Annotated in this window: 19 protein-coding genes and 1 pseudogene; 4 read left to right on the top strand and 16 right to left on the bottom strand. The window is 68.6% G+C overall.

What is annotated here, in order from left to right; all coding sequences use genetic code 11:
- Positions 1-67: 67 nt before the first annotated feature.
- The 5 genes from tatC to pafA all read right to left on the bottom strand — a co-directional run bounded on the left by tatC (position 68) and on the right by pafA (position 5,009).
- Positions 68-1,009: a twin-arginine translocase subunit TatC gene (gene tatC, locus QE449_RS12065; protein ID WP_027505365.1), complete on the bottom strand. Its 942-nt coding sequence runs from the start codon at positions 1,007-1,009 to the stop codon at positions 68-70.
- A 155-nt stretch (positions 1,010-1,164) separates the two neighbouring features.
- Positions 1,165-1,440: a Sec-independent protein translocase subunit TatA gene (gene tatA, locus QE449_RS12060; RefSeq protein ID WP_027505364.1), complete on the bottom strand. Its 276-nt coding sequence runs from the start codon at positions 1,438-1,440 to the stop codon at positions 1,165-1,167.
- Positions 1,441-1,581: 141 nt separating this feature from the next.
- Positions 1,582-2,544: a YafY family protein gene (locus QE449_RS12055; protein WP_027505363.1), complete on the bottom strand. Its 963-nt coding sequence runs from the start codon at positions 2,542-2,544 to the stop codon at positions 1,582-1,584.
- The gene (locus tag QE449_RS12050; RefSeq protein WP_222631129.1) at positions 2,541-3,557 is read right to left on the bottom strand and encodes a YafY family protein; all 1,017 of its coding nucleotides are present in this window, start codon (positions 3,555-3,557) and stop codon (positions 2,541-2,543) included. The genes QE449_RS12055 and QE449_RS12050 overlap by 4 nt, the downstream gene beginning before the upstream one ends.
- 93 nt (positions 3,558-3,650) lie before the next feature.
- Positions 3,651-5,009: a Pup--protein ligase gene (gene pafA / locus QE449_RS12045; RefSeq protein WP_197027762.1), complete on the bottom strand. Its 1,359-nt coding sequence runs from the start codon at positions 5,007-5,009 to the stop codon at positions 3,651-3,653.
- A gap of 272 nt (positions 5,010-5,281) precedes the next feature.
- Between pafA and QE449_RS12040 the strand changes: the two genes are divergently transcribed.
- Positions 5,282-6,565 carry a bifunctional phosphatase PAP2/diacylglycerol kinase family protein gene (locus QE449_RS12040; RefSeq protein ID WP_373428389.1) on the top strand — a complete coding sequence of 428 codons (1,284 nt, stop codon included), beginning with the start codon at positions 5,282-5,284 and terminating at the stop codon, positions 6,563-6,565.
- A gap of 22 nt (positions 6,566-6,587) precedes the next feature.
- Here QE449_RS12040 and prcA read toward each other — a convergent pair whose 3' ends face one another.
- From prcA to dop, 4 genes and pseudogenes are all read right to left on the bottom strand, one after another.
- Positions 6,588-7,340 carry a proteasome subunit alpha gene (gene prcA, locus QE449_RS12035; RefSeq protein ID WP_027505359.1) on the bottom strand — a complete coding sequence of 251 codons (753 nt, stop codon included), beginning with the start codon at positions 7,338-7,340 and terminating at the stop codon, positions 6,588-6,590.
- Positions 7,337-8,216: pseudogene (gene prcB / locus QE449_RS12030) on the bottom strand (proteasome subunit beta). The gene prcA and the pseudogene prcB overlap by 4 nt, the downstream one beginning before the upstream one ends.
- A complete protein-coding gene (locus QE449_RS12025; protein WP_027505357.1) occupies positions 8,213-8,404 on the bottom strand; it encodes a ubiquitin-like protein Pup in 192 nt (63 codons plus the stop codon). The pseudogene prcB and the gene QE449_RS12025 overlap by 4 nt, the downstream one beginning before the upstream one ends.
- Positions 8,405-8,520: 116 nt before the next feature.
- On the bottom strand, positions 8,521-10,020 hold the full coding sequence (gene dop, locus QE449_RS12020; protein ID WP_027505356.1) for a depupylase/deamidase Dop: 1,500 nt from the start codon (positions 10,018-10,020) through the stop codon (positions 8,521-8,523).
- A 57-nt stretch (positions 10,021-10,077) separates the two neighbouring features.
- On the opposite strand from dop, the gene QE449_RS12015 reads away from it, so the two are divergent.
- A complete protein-coding gene (locus tag QE449_RS12015) occupies positions 10,078-10,608 on the top strand; it encodes an NUDIX domain-containing protein (RefSeq protein ID WP_056444586.1) in 531 nt (176 codons plus the stop codon).
- Here QE449_RS12015 and arc read toward each other — a convergent pair.
- Both arc and QE449_RS12005 read right to left on the bottom strand, forming a co-directional pair.
- The gene (gene arc, locus QE449_RS12010) at positions 10,596-12,389 is read right to left on the bottom strand and encodes a proteasome ATPase (RefSeq protein ID WP_307108875.1); all 1,794 of its coding nucleotides are present in this window, start codon (positions 12,387-12,389) and stop codon (positions 10,596-10,598) included. The genes QE449_RS12015 and arc overlap by 13 nt on opposite strands.
- Before the next feature lie 138 nt (positions 12,390-12,527).
- Complete coding sequence (locus tag QE449_RS12005; RefSeq protein WP_027505353.1) at positions 12,528-13,409, bottom strand: tRNA (adenine-N1)-methyltransferase; 882 nt, start codon at positions 13,407-13,409, stop codon at positions 12,528-12,530.
- 128 nt (positions 13,410-13,537) lie between these two features.
- On the opposite strand from QE449_RS12005, the gene QE449_RS12000 reads away from it, so the two are divergent.
- Both QE449_RS12000 and QE449_RS11995 read left to right on the top strand, forming a co-directional pair.
- Complete coding sequence (locus QE449_RS12000) at positions 13,538-14,413, top strand: RecB family exonuclease (protein ID WP_373428291.1); 876 nt, start codon at positions 13,538-13,540, stop codon at positions 14,411-14,413.
- Positions 14,414-14,434: 21 nt separating this feature from the next.
- Positions 14,435-15,214: a thioesterase family protein gene (locus tag QE449_RS11995; RefSeq protein ID WP_307108874.1), complete on the top strand. Its 780-nt coding sequence runs from the start codon at positions 14,435-14,437 to the stop codon at positions 15,212-15,214.
- A gap of 15 nt (positions 15,215-15,229) precedes the next feature.
- Here QE449_RS11995 and QE449_RS11990 read toward each other — a convergent pair whose 3' ends face one another.
- From QE449_RS11990 to metH, 5 genes are all read right to left on the bottom strand, one after another.
- Positions 15,230-16,612, bottom strand: a complete 1,383-nt coding sequence (locus QE449_RS11990) for an FAD-binding oxidoreductase (protein WP_307108873.1) — start codon at positions 16,610-16,612, stop codon at positions 15,230-15,232.
- Positions 16,613-16,707: 95 nt separating this feature from the next.
- Positions 16,708-17,559 (bottom strand): ATP phosphoribosyltransferase, encoded by an 852-nt coding sequence (gene hisG, locus QE449_RS11985; RefSeq protein WP_027505349.1) that lies wholly within the window; start codon positions 17,557-17,559, stop codon positions 16,708-16,710.
- Between the two features lie 55 nt (positions 17,560-17,614).
- The gene (locus tag QE449_RS11980) at positions 17,615-17,878 is read right to left on the bottom strand and encodes a phosphoribosyl-ATP diphosphatase (protein WP_027505348.1); all 264 of its coding nucleotides are present in this window, start codon (positions 17,876-17,878) and stop codon (positions 17,615-17,617) included.
- A gap of 39 nt (positions 17,879-17,917) precedes the next feature.
- Positions 17,918-18,586 carry an HAD family phosphatase gene (locus QE449_RS11975; protein ID WP_056444592.1) on the bottom strand — a complete coding sequence of 223 codons (669 nt, stop codon included), beginning with the start codon at positions 18,584-18,586 and terminating at the stop codon, positions 17,918-17,920.
- A 53-nt stretch (positions 18,587-18,639) separates the two neighbouring features.
- On the bottom strand, positions 18,640-22,209 hold the full coding sequence (gene metH, locus QE449_RS11970; RefSeq protein ID WP_307108872.1) for a methionine synthase: 3,570 nt from the start codon (positions 22,207-22,209) through the stop codon (positions 18,640-18,642).
- Positions 22,210-22,272: the final 63 nt, after the last annotated feature.

The following is a 22,272-nucleotide window of genomic DNA, read 5'->3' as shown; positions in this document are numbered from 1 at the left end:
GTGATTGGCCACGACTCCAGATTAGAGGGTGTCCGCCGATGGGGGTCACTCAGACAGCGTGGGCAGCTCAGAGAGTGTCGGAGTAGTCGGCCTCGGCGTCGTGACGCACCGGGACGGGCCTGCCGACCGGGGCGGCGGAGGTGTCGAGAGGCGACGCCTCGTCGTCGGAGACGTTCCCCCACTCCTCGGTCTCGCGCCGTGCGCGCCGTCGATCGTTGACGCGCGCGATCTGGATGGCGAACTCGACGAGGATGCTCAGCGCGAGCGCCAGCGCGGTCATCGAGAAGGGGTCACCGCCGGGCGTGACGACGGCGGCGAAGGCGAACATCGCGAAGATGAGCCCGCGACGCCAGCCGCGGAGCTTCTCGTACTTCAGGACGCCGACAGCGTTGAGCGCGACGATCAAAAGCGGGATCTCGAAGCTGACGCCGAAGATGACGAGCAGGTTGATGACGAAGCCGAAGTACTCGGCGCCACTGAGAGCGGTGACCTGGACGTTGTCGCCGATGGTCAGCAGGAAGTGCAGGGCCTTCGCGACGACGATGTAGGCGAGGACGGCGCCGGAGACGAAGAGCACGGCCGCCGCCGTGACGAACGAGATGGCGTAGCGCCGTTCCTGGCGGTAGAGGCCGGGCGTGATGAACGCCCACACCTGATAGAGCCAGATGGGGCAGGCGAGCACGACGCCCGCGGTGATGGCCACCTTGAACCGGAGCATGAACTGCTCGAACGGTCCGGTGGCGAGCAGCCGACACGTGCCGTCGTCGGTGAGCTCGGCGCGACTCTCGGACGGGAGCGAGCAGTACGGCCCGCGGAGCAGGTCACCGAGCGACTCGATGCCCAGCAGCGAGTGCGAGTACCAGAAGAACCCCACGATCGTGGTGAGGACGATGGCCAGCATCGACCACAGCAGACGCGTGCGGAGCTCGTAGAGATGCTCCACCAACGACATGGTGCCGTCGGGATTGACGCGACGCCTGCGCTGTCGCGGATCGAACGGTATGCGCACGGTGACTCTTCGCCTGTCGACTGCGGTGCCTGGACTGAAGACTGTGGTTCGCGGTGACGGGTGCCGAGGTGCGCACGCCGCAGCGGGCGCGAACCTCGGTCACCACCCACGAAACGGCCGAGGCGACATCGCCCCGACCGTGGTGCCTGCGAGTGTCAGGCCGAGCGCGGGTGCTGCTCGTGCGTCGGTTCGGTCGACGCGACGGTCGGGGTGACCGTGTTCGGGGACGGCAACTGCGACTGCGGTGCCGGCGCCGTGTTCGTGGTGGTGTCCGGCTTCTTGCCGTCGTTCTGCATCTCCTGCACTTCACTCTTGAAGATGCGCATCGAGCGTCCCAGGCCACGTGCGGCCTCGGGCAGCTTCTTCGATCCGAACAGCAGTACGAGCACGACGATCAGGACGATCCAGTGCCAGGGTTGTAACGCACCCATGAAAAACCTCCCAGTTTCGGTGGATTCGATGCTACCGGACCCGAGGGCTCCCACCCGGTGTCCGGTGGACCCGCGTACCGACCGTTCGCCGAGAGTTCACCGGACGAGTCCTGCATGTCCGGACGACTCGAGATGGGCCGGTCACGCTCCCGAGACGGCGCGATAGACGTCGAGGGCGTCGCGCGACCGAGCGGTGACCTCACGAACCAGTGCGGGCGGTCCGAGCACCCGCACTCCCGACCCCAGACCCAGCGCCAGACGGCTCATCCAGTCGAGCGTCGCGAATCGCATCGAGACCTCGATCGAGCCGTCGTCGTGCGCAGCGGTCTGCGTCATGGGGTAGTAGTCCAGAATCCACACGTGGTCGGGTGCGACGACGAGCCGTGCGAGCGGCAGCGACGGATCGTCGTGGAAGAGATCGAGTGCGTCCCCACCGGTCCGGGCCTGCTCAGGCGGTGCGGACGGCTCGTCCAGCTCGGTCGCGGCATCGATGCGGTCCAGCCGGAACAGCCGGACGCCCTCCGCGTCGCGGCACCAGGCCTGCAGGTAGCTCTGATCGTCGACGAGGACGATGCGCAACGGATCGACGGTGCGTTCGGACACCACGTCCCGCGATGCCGAGTAGTAGGTGATGTGCAGCGCGCGACCGCGGGCGAGCGCCCCACGGACGGTCGTGACACTGGGACTCTCCTGCGGCTCGGGCGTGTCGTCCGGCCCCTCGGCCGCCGCGACACCCGCCGCGGCCTCGATCTTCGCGATGGCGCGGTACGCCGCGGACGGGTCCACCATGCCGGGCATCTCGACGAGTGACCGCAGCGCGATGAGCAGTGCGGTCGCTTCCGTGGACGTCAGGCGCAGCGGCCTGTCGATACCGGCGGAGAACGTGACCTCGATGCTGTCCTCGGAGAACGACAGATCGATGAGATCGCCCGGACCGTATCCGGGCAGTCCGCACATCCACAGCTGGTTCAGGTCGTCCATCAGCTGTTTGGTCGTGACCCCGAGCTCGGCCGCGGCGTCGGCCGCGCTGATACCCGGATTGGCGATGAAGTACGGCACGAGGTTGAGCAGCCGGGCCAGCCGCGAGGACAGGCGAACGCTCATGAGCTGCTCCCGGGCGAGACGGCGTCGGTCGGCGCGCGGTGCGCGCTCACGGACAGGGTGCCGACGACGATGTCGCGGAGTTCGGTCGGCGACAGCACGATCGCGTCGGCGCCGTGGCCGGCGACCACCCGGGCGATCCACTCCCACGACCGCACCGGGATGCGGACCACGGAACCGCGTCGCCCCACGAGCTCACGCGTCTCCACCTCGGTGCCGAGACGGCGCAGCTCGAGTCCCCGTCCCTCCGAAACCCAGACGTCGGCGCTGCCCGCCACGTCACCGCTCGCGGCGGCGCGGGCCACGATGACACCGAGATCGACGTCGTCGGGCTTGCGCACCGATCCCGCCGGTCCGAAGGCCACGACGTCGTCCCCGATCCGTGACAGGCGGAAGGTACGGACGGCGTCGCGCTCGGTGTCGTGCCCGACGAGGTACCAGCGTCCGGAGTGGGTGACCACTCCCCACGGCTCGACGGTGCGCTCCCGGAAGGGGGCGGCCGGGGTGGAACGGTGCGAGAACCGCACGGACCGGCCGGCGTCGATAGCAGCGAGCAGCTTGCCCAGCGCGGGCTCGGAACCTCGACTGCGGGACGGAACGGCGGTCACGGCGGCCGGCGAGTTCTCGGTGTCCACCTGCACGCCCGCGGCGCGCAACTTCAACATCGCGCTCTGAGCGGCGGAGGTGAGCTCGGGCGACTCCCAGAGTTGGACGGCCACGGCGACCGCAGCGGCCTCGTCGCTGGCCAGGTCGACGTCGGGGAGTTCGTACCGATCGCGGTTGATGCGGTACCCCTCGACCGTCGAGAAGCGCGAGATCTGACCGGTCTCGAGCGGGACGCCGAGATCACGCAGCTCGTTCTTGTCGCGCTCGAACATGCGACTGAAGGCCTCGTCGCTCGCCGAGTCCTCGTATCCGGCGACGGACTCGCGGATGCGCTCGGCGGTCAGGTACTGCCGTGTCGAGAGCAGGCAGATGACGAGGTTCATCAACCGCTCGACTTTGGAGATCGCCACCGACCCAGCCTAGTGGCTGAGCATCTCCCCACCCGTGCGCATCGCCGGGGTGGGGAGGACGGGACTCCTGTGGAGAAGGAGGACCGTCGGCCTCTACATCGACGCGATCAGGCGCTCCACGCGCTCGTCGACCGAGCGGAACGGGTCCTTGCACAGCACCGTGCGCTGAGCCTGGTCGTTGAGCTTGAGATGCACCCAGTCGACGGTGAAGTCGCGTCCCGCCTCCTGTGCGGCGCTGATGAACTCGCCACGCAGCTTCGCGCGTGTCGTCTGCGGCGGCGTGTTCACCGCCTCGTCGATCTGGTCGTCCTCGGTGACGCGCTTGACCAGTCCCTTGCGCTGCAGCACGTCGAAGACGCCGCGGCCGCGCTTGATGTCGTGATAGGCCAGGTCCAGCTGGGCGATCTTCGGGTCGGACAGGTCCATCGAGTACCTGTCCTGATAGCGATCGAACAGCTTGCGCTTGATCACCCAGTCGATCTCGGTGTCCACCTTGGCGAAGTCCTGCGCCTCGACGGCGTCGAGGGTGCGGCCCCACAGGTCGACGACCTGCTCGATCTGCGCGTCCGGCTCGCGGTTACGCAGGTGCTCGACGGCGCGGGCGTGGTACTCGCGCTGGATCTCGAGTGCACTGGCCTGGCGTCCCCCCGCGAGACGGACGGGGCGCCGCCCCGTCGAGTCGTGGGACACCTCGCGGATGGCGCGAATCGGGTTGTCCAGGGCGAAGTCTCGGAACGAGACGCCCGCCTCGATCATCTCCAGGACGAGCGCTGCGGTGCCGACCTTGAGCATGGTCGTCGGCTCGGCCATGTTGGAGTCGCCGACTATGACGTGCAGACGACGGTACTTCTCGGCGTCGGCATGCGGTTCGTCACGCGTGTTGATGATGGGCCGTGAGCGGGTGGTCGCGGACGACACGCCCTCCCAGATGTGCTCGGCGCGCTGCGAGAGGCAGAACGTGGCGGCCTTCGGCGTCTGCAGGATCTTGCCCGCGCCGCAGATGAGCTGGCGGGTGACCAGGAACGGCAACAGCACGTCGGAGATGCGGGAGAACTCACCGGCGCGCACCACGAGGTAGTTCTCGTGGCAGCCGTAGGAGTTGCCCGCGGAGTCGGTGTTGTTCTTGAACAGGTAGATGTCGCCGCCGATGCCCTCCTCGACGAGACGCTGCTCGGCGTCGATGAGCAGGTCCTCGAGAACACGCTCGCCGGCGCGGTCGTGCGTGACCAGCTGCAGAAGGCTGTCGCACTCGGCAGTGGCGTACTCGGGATGGGAGCCGACGTCCAGGTAGAGCCGCGCACCGTTGCGCAGGAACACGTTGGAGCTGCGTCCCCACGACACGACACGCCGGAACAGATACCGGGCCACCTCGTCCGGGCTGAGTCGACGGTGCCCGTGGAACGTGCACGTCACACCGAACTCGGTCTCGATCCCCATGATTCGTCGCTGCACACTTCGACAGTACAACGGCATCGACCGCGGCATCGGCTACCCGAGCCCGTGGCAGCCGTAGTGTGGCGCAGGTGAATCCCCGATCGCTGCGCGGCCGTACCCGTTCCGTCGATCTGGCGCTGGTGAAGGCCAGTTTCGCGTCGCGACCGTCGGGGTTGGACCCGGCGCTGCGCACGCTCACCGGGCTCGCCGATCACAGCGTTCTGTGGGCGATCGTGGCGTCGGCGCTCGCCGCGTCCGGCGGCCCCCGACGACGAGGTGCCGTACGCGGCATGCTCGCGGTCGTGGGTGCCAGCTCGCTCGCGAACGGGGTGCTCAAGCCGCTGCTCCCCCGCGATCGTCCACCGGCCGCGTCGGTCCCCGCGCTCCGGCGGATCATGACCCCACCCGTGTCGTCGTCGTTCCCGTCGGGTCACGCCGCCTCCGCCGCGGCGTTCGCGACGGGCGTGGCGCTCGAGGCTCCGCTCGCCGGTCTCCTCGTCGCCCCGCTGGCCGCGACCGTCGCGTACTCGCGAGTGCACGTCGGTGTGCACTGGCCGTCGGACGTGGTGGTGGGCGCGGCGCTCGGGGTCGCGGTCGCGCTGTCGACCCGCCGCTGGTGGGCCGTGCGCTCCACCGAGTCGGCCGAGTTGGGCCCCGCGGGGCCGGCGCCCGCCCTGCACGAGGGTGAGGGAATGCTCGTGCTGGTCAATCCGGGCGCGGGCACCCACAATTCGGAAGTCGTCGCCGACGTGGCGAAGGCCCTGCCGAGGGCGCGGTTCCTCGAGCCGGACGCCGACGACGACTTCACCGCCCAGTTCGTCCGCGCCGCAGGATCGGACGTGCTCGCGCTCGGAGTCTGCGGAGGGGACGGCACGGTGGCCGCTGCCGTCGCGGCCGCGGTGCGGACGGGGCTTCCTCTCGCGGTGTTCCCCGGCGGCACGCTGAACCACTTCGCACGGGACGTCGGCGCGGTGGAGGTGTCGGTCACCGCGGACGCCGTCACTCGCGGCGCGTCCAGCCGGGTGGATCTCGGCGGTGTGAGCATCGACGGCGGTGAGGAGATCCTCTTCGTCAACACCGCCAGCATCGGGGGCTACCCGGATTCGGTTCGGCTGCGGGACAAGTGGAGCTCACGCATCGGGAAGTGGCCCGCGGCCGCGGCCGCGATGGTGGCCGTCCTGGCGGTGGCCGAACCGATGCACGTGGAGATCGACGGGCGCCGCGACTCGGTGTGGATGATGTTCGTCGGCAACGGCACCTACACGCCGGGTGATCAGGTGCCCATGTCGCGGCCGTCGATCGCGAGCGGTGTGCTGGACGTGCGGTTCCTGCGCGCGCACATGCGGCTCTCGCGTACCCGCCTCGCACTCGCCGCGATGACCGGGACTCTCGGCACGTCGCCCACCTACCGCCATCTGCGGGTGCCGGCGGTCTCGGTGCGCAACCTGCAGACCACGGTCGCGGTGGCGGTGGACGGGGAGGTGGCGGGCGAGGGCCGGGCCTTCGACTACCGGGCCCGGCCCTCGCTGCTCACGCTGTACGGAACGGGCACCGCCGACGCGCCGCGCGCGTGACGGGTGCTTCGTACCCGATCGGTCAGGTGCCCGCAGGTTCCGAACCGGGGGGCAACAGTCCCTGGAGCGCCGCTCCGGAGATCCGCCGGAACGCACGCCTCGGCCGCGTCTGTTCGAGAACGGCCACTTCGAGGCTCGTGACCTCGAGGACGCGCTTCTCCGCGGGCTCGCTCGCGGCACCGTTGGTCGGCGGCGTCGACGTGGAGTCCTGGAGCGCACCGACTGCCAGCGCGACCGCCGCGTCGAGATCGAGCCCCGAGCGGTACTTCTCGCGCAGGACCGTCGAGATCGGTTCGGTGGCACCGCCCATGACCACGAAGTCGACCTCGTCGACGATCGAGCCGTCGTACGTGATGCGGTAGAGCTGGGACCGGGGACTCTCGTCGACGGCACCGACCTCGGCCACGCAGATCTCCACCTCGTACGGCTTGAGCTGCTCGGTGAAGATGGTGCCGAGCGTCTGCGCGTACGCCTTGGCCAACGATCGTCCGGTGACGTCCGCACGGTCGTAGGTGTAGCCCTTGGTGTCGGCGTGCACGATGCCGGCGCGGCGCAGGTTCTCGAACTCGTTGTACTTGCCCACCGCGGCGAAGCCGAGGCGGTCGTACAGCTCGCTCACCTTGTGCAGTGCGGAGGACCGGTTCTCGGCGACGAAGAGCACGCCGTCCGCGTAGGTCAGCACGACCACGCTGCGACCGCGTGCGATTCCCTTGCGCGCCAGTTCCGAACGATCGCGCATGATCTGTTCGGCGGACGCGTAGTACGGCATCGTCATCGGCGCGCACCCCCTTCTTCCGATCGGTCCTGCAGTACCGCACGGGCCAGAGCCTCGATGCGGTCCGATCCCACCAGGTTCGCTCCCCCGGCACCGATGGCCACCCGCCGTCGGGTAGATGCCGCGGGTCAGATCCGGTCCGCCGGTCGCCGAATCGTCGTCGGCAGCGTCGTACAGCGATTCGACAGCGACGCGCAGTGCCTCGTCCTCGGTCATGTCCTCGCGGTAGAGCTTCTTCATCGCCGACTTCGCGAACAGCGATCCCGATCCCACCGCGTGGTAGCCGGACCGTTCCTCGTAGCGGCCACCGACCACGTCGTAGGAGACGATGCGCCCCGCATGGCGGGCGTCGGCGGCGTCGAGGTCGTAGCCGACGAGCAGCGGAACCACAGCCAGACCCTGCATGGCCGCACCGAGATTGGCCCGCACCATGGAGGACAGCTTGTTGGCCTTGCCGTTGAAGGTGAGGGAGACGCCCTCGATCTTCTCGTAGTGCTCGAGTTCGACCGCGAACAGCCGCACCAGCTCGATCGCCATGCCCGCGGTACCCGCGATGCCGGCGGCCGAGTAGTCGTCCGTGACGTACACCTTGTCGACGTCGCGACTGGCGATGAGGTTGCCCATCGTCGCGCGGCGATCACCCGCGAGGATGACGCCGCCGTCGAAGGTGACGGCCACGATGGTGGTGCCGTGCGGTGCGATGTCGGACTGCATCGTCGCCTCCGGGGACACAGCGAGATCCGCACGAAAACGGTTCTCGGGCAACAGGTGCGGTGCGTAGGCCCGCAGGTGTTCACTGAAGGAGGAGAACGGCGACCCGTAGCGCAGGGTGGTGTCGCTCTCGTGGGGACGGGGAACGGAGTTCGCGTCCGTCACTGGCCGCCCTTTTGCACGTAGGCGCGGACGAAGTCCTCCGCGTTCTCCTCGAGCACGTCGTCGATCTCGTCGAGGAGATCGTCGGTCTCCTCGGCGAGCTTCTCGCGTCGTTCCTGACCCGATGCGCCCTCGGCCGAACCGTCGTCGTCATCGCCACCGCCGGAGCGTGTGGTCTGCTCTTGTGCCATAGCCGACCTCCTCGTCACGAACCGCGTGTTCTCTCGACACGCAGCGAAACTTCACCCTACCGAGCATGCGCCGTCACAGGGTGACAACCCACCGTACGTCCGGCACGGGCGGACCGTCAGGTGGTGAGCTGGTCCACCAGTTCTGCGGCCGAGTCCACCGATTCGAGCAGAGCACCGACGTGGGCCTTGCTCCCCCGCAGTGGCTCGAGGGTGGGGATACGCACCAGCGAGTCTCCACCGAGGTCGAAGATGACCGAGTCCCAGCTCGCGGCCGCGATGTCGCGGCCGAACTTGCGGAGGCACTCGCCGCGGAAGTACGCGCGGGTGTCGGTCGGGGGGTTCGAGACGGCGTCCATGACGTCCTGCTCGGAGACCAGCCGTTCCATCGATCCGCGCGCGACGAGCCGGTTGTAGAGACCCTTGTCGAGGCGGACGTCCGAGTACTGCAGGTCCACGAGGTGCAGTCGCGGCGCCGACCAGCCGAGTCCCTCGCGGTTGCGGAACCCTTCGAGCAGCCGCAGTTTCGCCGGCCAGTCGAGGAGGGACGCGCAGTCCATCGGGTCGCGCTCGAGCTTGTCGAGGATCATCGCCCACTTCTCGACCACGTCGGCGGCGCGCGGATCCTTCTCGCCCTGTGCGTCGAGATGCGCGGAGACGCGCTCGAGGTAGATGCGCTGCAGTGCCAACGCCGTCAGCTCGCGACCGTCCGCGAGCGCGACCGTCCGGCGCAGCGTCGGGTCGTGACTGATCTGGTGCACCGCCGTCACCGGACGGGCCAGCTGCAGATCGGACAGGTCCACGCCGGCCTCGACGATGTCGAGCACCAGGGCCGTCGTTCCGACCTTGAGATAGGTCGCCATCTCGGCGAGGTTGGCGTCACCGATGATCACGTGCAGGCGCCGGTACTTGTCGGCGTCGGCGTGCGGCTCGTCGCGGGTGTTGATGATGCCGCGCTTGAGCGTCGTCTCGAGGCCCACCTCGACCTCGATGTAGTCGGCGCGCTGCGAGAGCTGGAATCCGGGCTCGTCGCCGGACTGACCGATGCCGACGCGGCCCGAGCCGGTGAACACCTGGCGGGAGGCGAAGAACGGCGAGAGCCCGGCGATGATCGCGGAGAACGGGGTCTCGCGAGACATCAGGTAGTTCTCGTGGGTGCCGTAGGACGCGCCCTTGCCGTCGACGTTGTTCTTGTACAACTGCAGGCGCGGGGCGCCGGGCACGCTCGAGGCATGGCGCGCAGCCGCTTCCATGACGCGCTCCCCCGCCTTGTCCCAGATGACGGCGTCGAGCGGATCGCGCACCTCCGGTGCGGAGTACTCCGGGTGGGCGTGGTCGACGTAGAGACGCGCGCCGTTGGTGAGGATCATGTTGGCCGCGCCGACCTCGTCGGCGTCGATGATCGGCGCCGGGCCACTGAACCGGCCCAGGTCGAACCCGCGTGCGTCACGCAGCGGCGATTCCACCTCGTAGTCCCAGCGCGTCCGCTTGGCCCGCGGCACACCCGCCGCGGCGGCGTACGCCAGCACCGCCTGGGTGGATGTCAGGATCGGATTGGCGGAAGGCTCGGTAGGAGAGGAAATTCCGTACTCGACCTCGATGCCGATGATGCGCTGCATGCTCTCGACCCTAGGCTATCGACCCTGTGACCCCTGATCGAGTGGGAGCGGTGACGCATGCCTGACGACGAGATCGTGGCCGTGTACGACGAGCGTGGCCACGTGGTGGGCGAAGCGCCGCGCACCGAGGTGTACGAGCGCGGCCTGTGGCACGCGAGTGCCGGCGTGCTGGTGCGATCCACCGACGGGTCACGCGTGTACGTCCACCGCCGCACGACGACCAAGTCGGTGTTCGCGGGGATGCACGACGTTCTGGCCGGTGGGGTCGTCGATGCCGGGGAGGACCCTCGACAGACCGCCTCGCGAGAACTCGCCGAGGAACTCGGCGTCGTAGCGGACGTGACGGGCGACCCGGTGGTCGGCCGCTGGACGGGACGATCCGGCGCTGCGACGGTGCGCTGCCACCTGTTCGCGTACGAGGTGCGTCACGACGGACCGATGCACCACCAGCCGTCCGAGATCGCGGACGGCTGGTGGTGGTCGGACGTCGAGGTGCTGACACACCTGGACGATCCCGCGTGGCCCTTCGTTCCGGACACCCGCGTGATCGTCTCGGCGCTGCTACAGGTGGGCGGTCAGAGGTACTGACCCGTGTTCGACTCGGTGTCGATCGAGCGGCTCGCACTGGCGTTCTTACCGGTGACGAGCGTGCGGATGTAGACGATCCGCTCACCCTTCTTGCCCGAGATGCGCGCCCAGTCATCGGGATTGGTGGTGTTGGGCAGATCTTCGTTCTCGGCGAACTCGTCGACGATGGAGTCGAAGAGGTGTCCGACGCGCAGACCCGGTGTCCCGGTGTCGAGCACCGACTTGATGGCGTACTTCTTCGCGCGGTCGACGATGTTCTGGATCATCGCGCCCGAGTTGAAGTCCTTGAAGTACAGGACCTCCTTGTCACCGTTGGCATAGGTGACCTCGAGGAATCGGTTGTCGTCGCTCTCGGCGTACATGCGCTCGACGACGCGTTCGATCATGCCGCGGATGCAGGCGGCGCGATCGCCGCCGAACTCCGCGAGATCGTCGGCGTTGACGGGCAGCGAGTCGTCGAGATATTTCGAGAAGATGTCGAGCGCGGACTCGGCGTCCGGCCGCTCGATCTTGATCTTCACGTCCAGACGGCCCGGGCGCAGAATGGCCGGGTCGATCATGTCCTCGCGGTTGGACGCACCGATCACGATGACGTTCTCGAGGCCCTCGACACCGTCGATCTCGGCCAGCAGCTGAGGAACGACGGTGGTCTCCACGTCGGACGAGACGCCCGACCCACGGGTACGGAAGATGGAGTCCATCTCGTCGAAGAACACGATGACGGGAGTGCCCTCCGACGCCTTCTCGCGAGCCCGCTGGAAGATCAACCGGATGTGGCGCTCGGTCTCACCGACGAACTTGTTGAGCAGCTCGGGGCCCTTGATGTTGAGGAAGTAGGACTTCGCGTCGCGTGCGTCCTGCCCCCGTGCCTCGGCGATCTTCTTCGCCAGTGAGTTGGCGACCGCCTTGGCGATGAGTGTCTTGCCGCAGCCGGGAGGCCCGTAGAGCAACACACCCTTGGGCGGGCGCAGCGAGTACTCACGGAACAGATCCTTGTGCAGGAAGGGCAGTTCCACGGCGTCGCGGATCTGCTCGATCTGCCGCCCGAGGCCGCCGATGTCCTCGTAGCCGACGTCGGGGACCTCCTCGAGCACGAGGTCCTCGACCTCGGCCTTGGGAATGCGCTCGAAGGCGTAGCCGGCCTTGGTGTCGACCAGCAACGAGTCGCCGGGGCGCAGGCGGCGCGACGGCCCGTCCGGATCCTCCGGTGCCTCGTCGTCGGCCATCTCCTGCAGCGGAGTCGCCAACCACACGACACGTTCCTCGTCGGCGTGGCCGACGACGAGGGCGCGCTTGCCGTCCTCGAGGATCTCGCGAAGGGAGCTGATCTCGCCGACGCGTTCGAATTCACACGCCTCGACGATGGTGAGGGCCTCGTTCAGACGCACGGTCTGGCCGGGCCGGAGTGCGGTGGCGTCGACGTTCGGCGAGCACGTCAGGCGCATCTTGCGGCCCGAGGTGAACACGTCCACCGTCGCGTCGTCGTAGGTGTGCACCAGGACGCCGTAACCGCTGGGCGGTGCGCCGAGCCGGTCGACCTCCTCGCGCAGGGCGATGAGCTGCTGGCGCGCCTCCCTGAGCGTCTCCATCAGCTTCGTGTTGCGCGTGGAGAGCGAGTCGACCCGCGACTCGAGATCACGCACGTCGGTGTTACGGGTGTCCGCCGACGGCGCACCCCCACGGGAAGCGTCGAGTTGTCGGCGCAGGACGGTGGCCTCGGCTCGCAGGGCATCGAGTTCGGCCAGGACTGCGGACTGGTCCGGGTTGTCTGTAGGGCTCATGCAGGACTCCTCCCAAAGCGATTTCTCAACGCTACCGGGCGAAACGCAAACGTGTGTGACGACCGTGGTCAGACACTGTCACCGACCACCGACAGACAGCGGACGAACGGCACACGGTCGGTGCATGAACCCCCGGTGTCAGGCGGGTTCGGTGGGGGTCTTGCCGGCCCGTCGCTGCGGTTTCGGGGTGACGGTGCCCTCGGCCAGACGACGCGCACTGACCAGGAACGCGGTGTGCCCCTGCATGCGGTGCTCGGGTCGCACTGCCAGCCCGACGACGTGCCACCCCCGCACGATCGACTCCCACGACCGCGGCTCGGTCCAGCACTCCTGCGCACGCAGGGCCTCGACGACCTTGGACAACTGCGTGACGGTGGCCACGTAGACGATCAGCACGCCGCCCGGAACCAGCGCACCGGCGACGGCGTCGAGTGCGTCCCACGGCGCCAGCATGTCCAGCACCACCCGGTCGACCATGCCCTCGTGACGCGCGACGTCGAACGCGGCGACGTCGTCGATCACCAGGTCCCAGTTCTCCGGCCGCTCGCCGAAGAAGGTCTCCACGTTGCGCACCGCGTGCACGGCGTGGTCCTCGCGCACCTCGTAGGAGATGACGCGCCCCTGCGGACCGACGGCACGCAGCAGCGAACACGTCAGGGCGCCGGAACCGGCGCCGGCCTCGAGCACGCGGGCACCCGGGAAGACGTCGCCCTCGTGCACGATCTGGGCGGCGTCCTTGGGGTAGATGACCTGCGCGCCGCGCGGCATCGACAGCACGTAGTCGACGAGAAGCGGGCGCAGAGCGAGATACGGGGTGCCGTTCGTCGACTTCACGACGCTGCCCTCGTCGACACCGATCAGATCGTCGTGGCGGATCCCGCCGCGGTGGGTGTGGAATTCCTTGGCCGCGTCGAGCACCACCGTGTAGTGCCGCCCCTTGGCGTCGGTGAGCTGCACGCGATCACCGACGCGGAACGGTCCGCTCGCGCGCGCAGACGTGTCGGTGTCGGTCGGTTCCACGGGTGGTCCTCTTTCCGGTGCACTCTGGTCCCGCCCACGAAGCGGGGCGCTCTCGGGGCGCGACGCGCCCCGGGGAACTGTAGGGCAGATACCGGATCGTGTCGGTGAGCGGGCATAGTGTCGGCGCCGTGAGCATCTCGACCGAAGACCCCGTCGTCACCGACGTCGCCGCGGCGGCACCCGACCGTCCTCGCCGTCGTCCCGCGTTGTCGCCCTCGCGCGCAGCGGATTACAAGCAGTGCCCCCTGCTCTACCGGTTCCGGGCCATCGACCGCCTGCCCGCACCGCCGTCGAAGGCGCAGTTGCGCGGCACCCTCGTGCACTCCGCCCTCGAGTCGCTCTACGCGTTGCCCGCGGCGGACCGGGTCTCGACGCGGGCCGGCACCCTCGTGCGGGAGGAATGGGACGCCATGGTCGTGTCGCACGAGTACGCGGCCGATCTCGTCGAGGAGCACGAGCGCGAGAAGTTCGTCGCCGAGGCGCAGTCGCTCGTGGCGTCCTACTACTCGCTCGAGGACCCCACACGGTTCGACCCCGAGTCGTGCGAGCAGCTCGTCGAGACCGAACTGGACGACGGCGTGCTGTTGCGTGGCTACATCGACCGCATCGACGTCGCGCCCACCGGGCAGCTGCGCGTCGTCGACTACAAGACGGGCAAGGCGCCGCGCGAGATCGCCGAGGCCAAGGCGTTGTTCCAGATGAAGTTCTACGCGGTGGTGCTGATGCGCACGCGCGGCATCGTTCCCGCGCAGCTGCGCCTGCTGTTCCTGAAGGACAGCCAGATTCTCACCTACGCCCCGGACGAGGACGAGCTCCGCCGGTTCGAACGGACGCTGTCCGCCATCTGGACGGCCATTCGGTCCGCCGGCGAGACGGGCGACTTCCGCCCCAAGCCCGGAAAGCTGTGTGGGTGGTGCGACTTCCAGGCCCTGTGCCCGTCCTTCGGCGGCACTCCGCCCGAGTACCCGGGGTGGCCGAGCGAGCCGACGGAGGTCACGGCGTGAGCGAGGATGCACTCTTCGTCCGTGTCGAGGGAAACCGATCGCTATCGCGCCACGCGGCTCACCACGAGTGTGTGGGCGGAGAGCATGCAACACGGCGCTCCCCCGTCGGCGCTGCTCGCGCGAGCACTGGAGCAGTGTTCGCCGGTGCCGGGCACCCGGCTCGCGCGGGTGACGATGGAGATCCTCGGGCCGGTGCCCGTCGGAGAACTCACCGTGCAGGCCCGTGTGGAACGCCCCGGTCGCCGGGTGGCCATGCTGTCGGCCGACCTCGTCGCGGATCTGCCCGACGGGTCGACCAGGGCGGTCGCGCGTGCCACGGCCTGGCGCGTGGCGATGACCGACACCTCGGCGGCCGAACAGACTCTCGATCCACCGCTGGTGCCCGGTCCGGACGAGTCCGAGGCCGGGTGGGCATTTCCGGACCACTGGCACGGCGGGTTCCTCGACAGTCTCGAGTTCCGGGGCGCCCGCCCGGTGACGGCGTCGGAGCCCGGCCGGGTGTGGGCACGTCCGAGGTATCCCGTGGTGGCCGGCGAGCAGACGTCGCCGATCGTCGGACTGTTCGCCGTGGCGGACATCGCCAACGGCGTCGCGGCGCTTCTCGATCCGACGGAGTGGACGTTCCTCAACACCGATCTGACGGTGCAGATCGTGCGCGAACCCGTCGGCGAATGGGTGGGTGTGCAGGCCCGCACCGCGATCGGCGACGACGGCATCGGGCTGTGCACCTCGACGTTGTACGACGCGACGGGGTCGGTGGGCCGCACGTTCCAGACACTCGAGGTGCGCGCTCGCCCCTGACGTCTCCACACCGGATCAGCCGAGCCGGACCACCTGTCCGACGCGGAAGATCCCCGCGGGATCGTGCTGTTCGGCCAGGGCTCCGAGCCAGGCCCGGGTGTCCTCGTCGTAGACCCGTGCGAGGTGAGCGGGGTCGTCGGACGCCGCGAAGTTGGGCAACGCGCCACCGGTCGACCACGGTGCCAGAGCCTCCACGACTGCCTCGCCGTGCGCGATCACCGCATCGGCGACGGGAGGCGCCAGCACTCCGATGCACAGGAGGCTGTAGGCGGCCTCGCGATGGCAGTACACGTCGGGATGCGGTCCCGGCCGGCCGAGAGCGCCGCCGAGCAGCCTCAGCTCCACGATCACCTGCGGTGAACTCGACGCGGGGCCGGTCATGACCAACACGGTCGCTGCCGCCTCCTCGTCGAACACGCGGAGCATCGTCGTGGCCTCACGTGTCGGCATCGGATCCACCGGGTCTGCATGCACCGACCCCACCGCCGCGTACGGAATGGTCGTGACCGTGTCGATGACGGTCGGGGCCGCAGCGCGCATCGGTGCGAGAACGTCGGCTGCGATCCCCGGCTCCGCGACCGATGCGAAACGCACCGCGACCACGAACTTCCCGGCCAACGGTTCCGGCACGCCGGGCAGCGGTGGAAGCTGGAGGAACGCGAGCGAGGTGTTGTGCTCCTCGGTCAGCGTGGCGCTCCACACCCGCCACGCCTCGAGTACCGCCGCCGCGTGCCGGCCGTCGTAATACAGTGCGCCCGCGTAGAACTCGGCGATCGGCAGCAGCTCCGTCTCGACCGCGGTGACGATGCCGAGTGTCGACTTGCCCCCACACAGGCCGCGGAAGAGATCGGCGTCGCTGTCCGGTGTCACCCGGCGCAGTGTGCCGTCGCCCGTGACGAGATCGAACGCGCGTACACGACTCGACGAGACCCCGTACGTCCGAGCCACCGGCCCGATTCCCCCACCGGTCAGAAATCCCGTGACGCCGGTGTTCGGCGACGACCCACACAGCGGCGCTGAGCCGGACGGCGCGCCGGCGTCGAGAACCTGGTGCCACCGGACCCCGGCGCCGAGCCGGGCGACGCGCGTGTCGGGATCGATCGTCAGTTCGTCGAGATCACCGGTGAGGACCAGAATCGTGTCCGGACCGATGCGCACCGCCCCGTGTCCGGTGGCCTGTACGGCCACGCGAAGCCCGGCCTCGCGCGCTGCCCGCACGGTGGCGGCGACGTCGTCCGCGGTGGCGGCCGCGACGACTGCCACCGGATCGACGGGGACAGCGACGTTCCACGGCACCGACCGCTCGTACCCGGGCTCCCCCGGACGCGACAGTGTTCCGGTGAGTGCAGCGGCGAGCGAGACCAGCAGGTCGGGGCTCGCAGAATCGACGACGGTCATGACGGATCCTCTCGACGACGCGACTCTAGCGACGAGAGGAGACTGGTCGGTACCGATCAGAAACTACTGGGACCGATCACAGCGGAGCGGACGCGTCAGAATGCGCGGCACGACCGGATGTCGGACGCGAGAATCGCCTTGGCGCCGAGCTCGGCGAGCTCGTCCATCACGGCGTTGTGTCCCTTGCGCGGAACCATGGCACGAATGGCCACCCACGCCTCGTCCGCGAGCGGGGACAGCGTCGGCGACTCGAGGCCGGGCGTGATCTTGACGGCGTCGTCGAGGATGCTGCGCGGGCAGTCGTAGTCGAGCATCAGGTACTGCTGGGCGAAGACGACGCCCTGGACGCGCGCGATGAGCTGGTTGCGCGCCTTGTCGTCGACGGGCGAGCCCGCCTGCTCGATGAGCACGCCCTCTGAATCGCACAGGGATTCACCGAACGCCACCAGGTTGTGTTGGCGCAGTGTGCGTCCCGAGCCCACGACGTCGGCGATCGCATCGGCGACACCCAACTGGATGGAGATCTCGACGGCTCCGTCCAGACGGATCACGGTGGCCTCGAGGCCCCGCGCCGCGAGGTCCCGGCGGACCAGGTTGGGGTACGACGTGGCGATGCGGAGCCCCGCCAGATCGTTCGGGGTCCACTCCTTGCCGGCCGGCGCGGCGTAGCGGAAGGTGCTGTTGCCGAATCCGAGTGCGAGCCGCTCGGTCACGGGTGCGCCAGAATCGAGCGACAGATCCCGGCCGGTGATGCCGAGATCGAGCTCACCCGAGCCCACGTAGATGGCGATGTCCTTGGGACGGAGGAAGAAGAACTCGACGTTGTTGGCGTTGTCGAGCACGGTGAGATCGCGGGAATCGGCGCGGCGACGGTAGCCCGCCTCGCTCAGAATCTCTCCGGCGAGCTCGGACAGGGAACCTTTGTTGGGGACGGCGACGCGAAGCATGGTGGGACTCCTGGGGTGCGGGAAGATCGGTGGCGGTGGAAGTGGGTCGGTCCGCTCACAGATGTCGGTAGACATCCTCGAGGGAGAGGTTCTTCCCGACCATCAACACCTGGATCCAGTACAGGAGCTGCGAGATCTCCTCGGCCAGCGCCTCGTCCGTCTCGTGCTCCGCGGCGATCCACACCTCGCCGGCCTCCTCGAGGATCTTCTTGCCCTGCTGATGCACACCCGCGTCCAACGCGGCGACGGTGCCCGAGCCCTCGGGCCTGGTGGCAGCGCGGTCGGTGAGCTCGGCGAACAGGGACTCGAAGTTCTTCACGGGTGATGATTGTTCCACGACGCGGCCCGCGGACCGCTATCAGTGTCCCCCGGCGCGCGCAGACCGGAGATCGTCGAGGGTGAGCCCCTCGAGGGTGGTGCGGAACGTACGGCCCGGTCCGCTGGGCACCTGCACCTCGGAGGGCACCACCACGACGGCGCATCCCGCCGAGACGGCGGACTCGGTTCCCGTGGGCGAATCCTCGACGGCGACGCACGACGCCGTGTCGACACCGAGCAGCTCTGCGCCCCGGCGGTACGGATCGGGAGCGGGCTTCGCGTGCGTCACCTCGTCGCCACACACGGTCGCGCCGAAGCGGTGACGGCCCAGCGTCTCGAGCGCGATCTCCGTCAGCATGCGCTCGGTGTTGGTGACGAGGGCACACCCCAGACCGGCCGACTGCACCAGATCCAGCGCCGCCTCCGCACCCGGACGCCACGGCAGACCACCCGCGAACAGCTCGACAACACGGCCGTTGAGCCAGGCAGCGGACTCCGCCAGGTTCTCCGGCGACGCCTCCCGTCCCACGTGCGCGTAGACCTTCGCCAGCGCACCCATCATCGAATTGCCCAGAGTCGACTCCCGCACCTCCGGAGTGAGCTCGCGCCCGAGGGACTCGGACAGCTCGTACACCGCGATGTCCCACAGGCGCTCCGAGTCCAACAGCGTCCCGTCCATGTCGAACAAGACGGCCTGGAGCTCAGACATCCGACCGGCCTCCGGCCTGCCCGCTCAACTCCGACCGGCCTCCGGCCTGCCCGCTAGACATTGAAGTACTTCGCCTCCGGGTGGTGCAGCACGAACGCATCCGTCGACTGCTCGGGGTGCAACTGCAACTCGTCGGACAGATCCACCCCGATACGCTGGGGTTCGAGCATCGCGACGAGCTTGATGCGGTCCTCCAGATCGGGGCACGCGCCGTACCCGAACGAGTACCGGGCACCGCGGTACTCGAGCTTGAAGTACCCCTCCACGTCGGACGGATCCTGATCCACGAGGGAGCGGCCGCTGGGCAGCACCAGTTCCTCGCGGACGCGGCGATGCCAGTACTCCGCGAGCGCCTCGGTGAGCTGCACGCCGATGCCGTGCACCTCGAGGTAGTCGCGGTACGCATCCGCCTTGAAGAGCTCGTTGGCGAAGTCGGCGATGGGCTGACCCATCGTCACCAGGTTCATCGGCAGGACGTCGACCACCCCCGTCTCACGGGCGAGGTCTCGCGACCGCACGAAGTCCGCGATGCAGAGGAACCTGCCGCGGTCCTGGCGCGGGAACGTGAACCGGAAGCGCTCCGCCGCATCGGGTTCCGGGGACTCGAGGACCACCACGTCGTCACCCTCGGACACTGCCGGGAAGTACCCGTACACCAGTGCCGCGTGCGCGAGGATGCCGTCGGTGCTGAGGCGGTCGAGCCAGTACCGCAGGCGCGGACGGCCCTCGGTCTCCACCAGGTCCTCGTAGGACGGGCCCTCACCGGCGCGTGCGCCGCGCAGACCCCACTGACCGAGGAACAGGGCACGCTCGTCGAGAAGCCCCGAGTACTCGGACAGCGAGATGCCCTTGACGATCCTGCTGCCCCAGAACGGCGGCGCCGGAAGCTCCTTCTCGACAGAGACGTCGGAGCGCTCGGGAACGACGACCGGTGTCTCCGTGGCCTTGCGCTTCTCGGCGATGCGCCGGGACCGCTCGTGCCGCTCCTTGCGCTCCGCGGTCTTCTGCTGAGCGGCGAGCGCCTCCTCGCTGTCGGGAGCCGGCGCCACACCGCGTTTGGTGTTCATGATCGTGTCCATCAGGCGCAGGCCCTCGAACGCGTCACGCGCGTACGACACCTCACCCTCGTAGACCTCGGCGAGATCGTTCTCGACATAGGACCGGGTGAGCGCTGCGCCACCGAGCATGACGGGGAACTTCTCGGCGACGCCCTTGGCGTTGAGCTCGAGCAGGTTCTCCTTCATGACCACCGTGGACTTCACCAGCAGACCGGACATGCCGATGACGTCGGCACGCTTGTCCACCGCGGCGTCGAGAATCGCCGAGATGGGCTGCTTGATCCCGAGATTGACCACCTCGTAGCCGTTGTTGCTCAGGATGATGTCGACGAGGTTCTTGCCGATGTCGTGGACGTCGCCCTTGACGGTGGCGAGCACGATGCGGCCCTTGCCGTCCTCGTCGGACGCCTCCATGTGCGGCTCGAGGTGTGCCACAGCCGCTTTCATCACCTCGGCGGACTGCAGCACGAACGGAAGCTGCATCTGCCCGGACCCGAACAGCTCACCGACGGTCTTCATGCCGGACAGCAGCGTCTCGTTGATGATCGCGAGCGGCGGCTTCTCCTGCATCGCCTCGTCGAGATCGTCTCCCAGCCCGGCACGCTCACCGTCGACGATGCGGCGCTCGAGGCGATCGAACAAGGGAAGGCCGGCCAGTTCCTGCGCCCGCGACTCGCGTGCGGACGCCGCGGAGACGCCTTCGAACAGCGCCATGAGCGCCTGCAACGGGTCGTAGCCCTCGCGGCGACGGTCGTACACGAGGTCGAGCGCGACCTGGCGCTGCTCCTCGGGGATACGCGCCATGGGGAGGATCTTCGACGCGTGGACGATGGCCGTGTCGAGCCCGGCCTCCGTGCACTCGTGCAGGAAGACCGAGTTGAGCACCTGCCTCGCAGCAGGATTGAGGCCGAACGAGATGTTCGAGATACCCAGGGTGAAGTGCACCTCGGGATGACTCTCGTGCAGTCGACGGATGGCCTCGATGGTCTCGATGCCGTCCCGCCGGACCTCTTCCTGGCCCGTCGAGATGGGGAACGTCAGGGTGTCGAGGATGATGTCCGATTCCGGAAGACCCCAGTTGTCGCGGATGTCGGCGATGAGCCGCTCCGCGATGCGGATCTTCCAGTCAGCCGTCCGGGCCTGACCCTCCTCGTCGATCGTCAGCGCGACGACCGCCGCTCCGTGACGCTTGACCAGCGTCATGATGCGCTGGAAGCGCGAGTCGGGCCCGTCGCCGTCCTCGTAGTTGACGGAGTTGACCGCGCTGCGCCCACCGAGGTGCTCGAGCCCGGCCTCCAGGACTGCGGGCTCGGTGGAGTCGAGCATGATCGGCAGCGTCGAGGAGGTGGCCAGGCGCGAGGCCAGAGCCGACATGTCGGCAGCACCGTCGCGGCCGACGTAGTCGACGTTGAGATCGAGCATGTGCGCGCCGTCGCGCGTCTGGTCCTTCGCGATGTCGAGGCACTTCTGGTAGTCCTCGGCCAGCATCGCGTCACGGAACGCCTTCGAACCGTTGGAGTTGGTGCGTTCGCCGATCATGAGGATGCTGGCGTCCTGCTCGAACGGCACCGCTGCGTAGAGAGACGAGACACCCTTCTCGGGCTTCGGGTCCCGCACTCCGCGGCGCGCGTCGTGCACCGCGTCGGCGACCTGGCGGATGTGCTCCGGGGTGGTTCCACAGCAGCCACCCACCAGGGAGAGGCCGAACTCGGTGACGAAGCCGCTGAGCGCTTCGGCCAGCTCGTCGGGACCGAGCGGGTACTCGGCACCCTTGGGGCCGAGCTGCGGCAGGCCGGCGTTGGGCATGACCGAGACCGGCACGGTGGCATGCCTGCTGAGGTGACGCAGGTGCTCGCTCATCTCGGCGGGGCCCGTGGCGCAGTTGAGGCCGATCAGGTCGACCCCGAGCGGCTCGATCGCGGTCAGTGCCGCGCCGATCTCGCTGCCCAGCAACATCGTGCCGGTGGTCTCGACCGTCACGTGCGTGATGATCGGGATGCGGATGCCCAGCTGCTCCATCGCGGCCTGACTGCCGAGGATGGCGGCCTTCACCTGGAGCAGGTCCTGGCACGTCTCGATCAGGACGGCGTCGGCGCCACCGTCGATCATTCCCAGCGCAGCTTCGGCGTAGGCGTCGCGCAGCGCCCGGAACGGGGCGTGGCCGAGGGTGGGCAGTTTGGTGCCCGGCCCCATGGACCCGAGCACGAAGCGGCCCATGCCGTCTCGCCCGGTACCCATCTCGTCGGCGACCTCGCGGGCCAGGATCGTTCCCTTGTAGGACAGCTCGCGGATACGGTCCGAGATGTCGTAGTCGGCGAGGTTGGGGAGGTTGCACCCGAAGGTGTTGGTCTCGACGGCGTCCGCGCCCGCCTCGAAGTACTCCCGGTGGATCTGGCGGAGCACGTCGGGACGCGTGTCGTTGAGGATCTCGTTACAGCCTTCGAGGCCGCGGAAATCGTCCAGCGTCAGGTCTGCGGCCTGCAGCATCGTTCCCATGGCACCGTCGCCGATGACAACACGCTGGGACAGCGCATCGAGCAGGCGTGATCGGAATTCGACAGGCATGCCCCCAAGCGTAGTGGTCTGTCCCGACAGCTCTGGTCGTAGGCTGGGCGGGTGAGTGCGCCA

The sequence above is a fragment of the Rhodococcus sp. SORGH_AS_0303 genome, assembly GCF_030819335.1.
GTDB lineage: Bacteria > Actinomycetota > Actinomycetes > Mycobacteriales > Mycobacteriaceae > Rhodococcoides.
Note: the sequence above shows the minus strand (reverse complement) of the source record. Positions and strands in the feature narration are given on the sequence as shown.

Excerpts from the sequence above, each read along its gene's own strand:
- QE449_RS12055 (WP_027505363.1), bottom strand. The coding sequence starts at position 2,544 with ATGAGCGTTCGCCTGTCCTCGCGGCTGGCCCGGCTGCTCAACCTCGTG.
- hisG (WP_027505349.1), bottom strand. The coding sequence starts at position 17,559 with ATGCTTCGCGTCGCCGTCCCCAACAAAGGTTCCCTGTCCGAGCTCGCC.
- QE449_RS12025 (WP_027505357.1), bottom strand. The coding sequence starts at position 8,404 with ATGGCACAAGAGCAGACCACACGCTCCGGCGGTGGCGATGACGACGAC.
- metH (WP_307108872.1), bottom strand. The coding sequence starts at position 22,209 with ATGCCTGTCGAATTCCGATCACGCCTGCTCGATGCGCTGTCCCAGCGT.
- dop (WP_027505356.1), bottom strand. The coding sequence starts at position 10,020 with ATGCAGCGCATCATCGGCATCGAGGTCGAGTACGGAATTTCCTCTCCT.
- prcA (WP_027505359.1), bottom strand. The coding sequence starts at position 7,340 with ATGACGATGCCGTACTACGCGTCCGCCGAACAGATCATGCGCGATCGT.
- tatA (WP_027505364.1), bottom strand. The coding sequence starts at position 1,440 with ATGGGTGCGTTACAACCCTGGCACTGGATCGTCCTGATCGTCGTGCTC.
- arc (WP_307108875.1), bottom strand. The coding sequence starts at position 12,389 with ATGAGCCCTACAGACAACCCGGACCAGTCCGCAGTCCTGGCCGAACTC.
- QE449_RS12015 (WP_056444586.1), top strand. The coding sequence starts at position 10,078 with ATGCCTGACGACGAGATCGTGGCCGTGTACGACGAGCGTGGCCACGTG.
- QE449_RS12040 (WP_373428389.1), top strand. The coding sequence starts at position 5,282 with ATGCTCGCGGTCGTGGGTGCCAGCTCGCTCGCGAACGGGGTGCTCAAG.
- QE449_RS11990 (WP_307108873.1), bottom strand. The coding sequence starts at position 16,612 with ATGACCGTCGTCGATTCTGCGAGCCCCGACCTGCTGGTCTCGCTCGCC.
- QE449_RS11975 (WP_056444592.1), bottom strand. The coding sequence starts at position 18,586 with ATGTCTGAGCTCCAGGCCGTCTTGTTCGACATGGACGGGACGCTGTTG.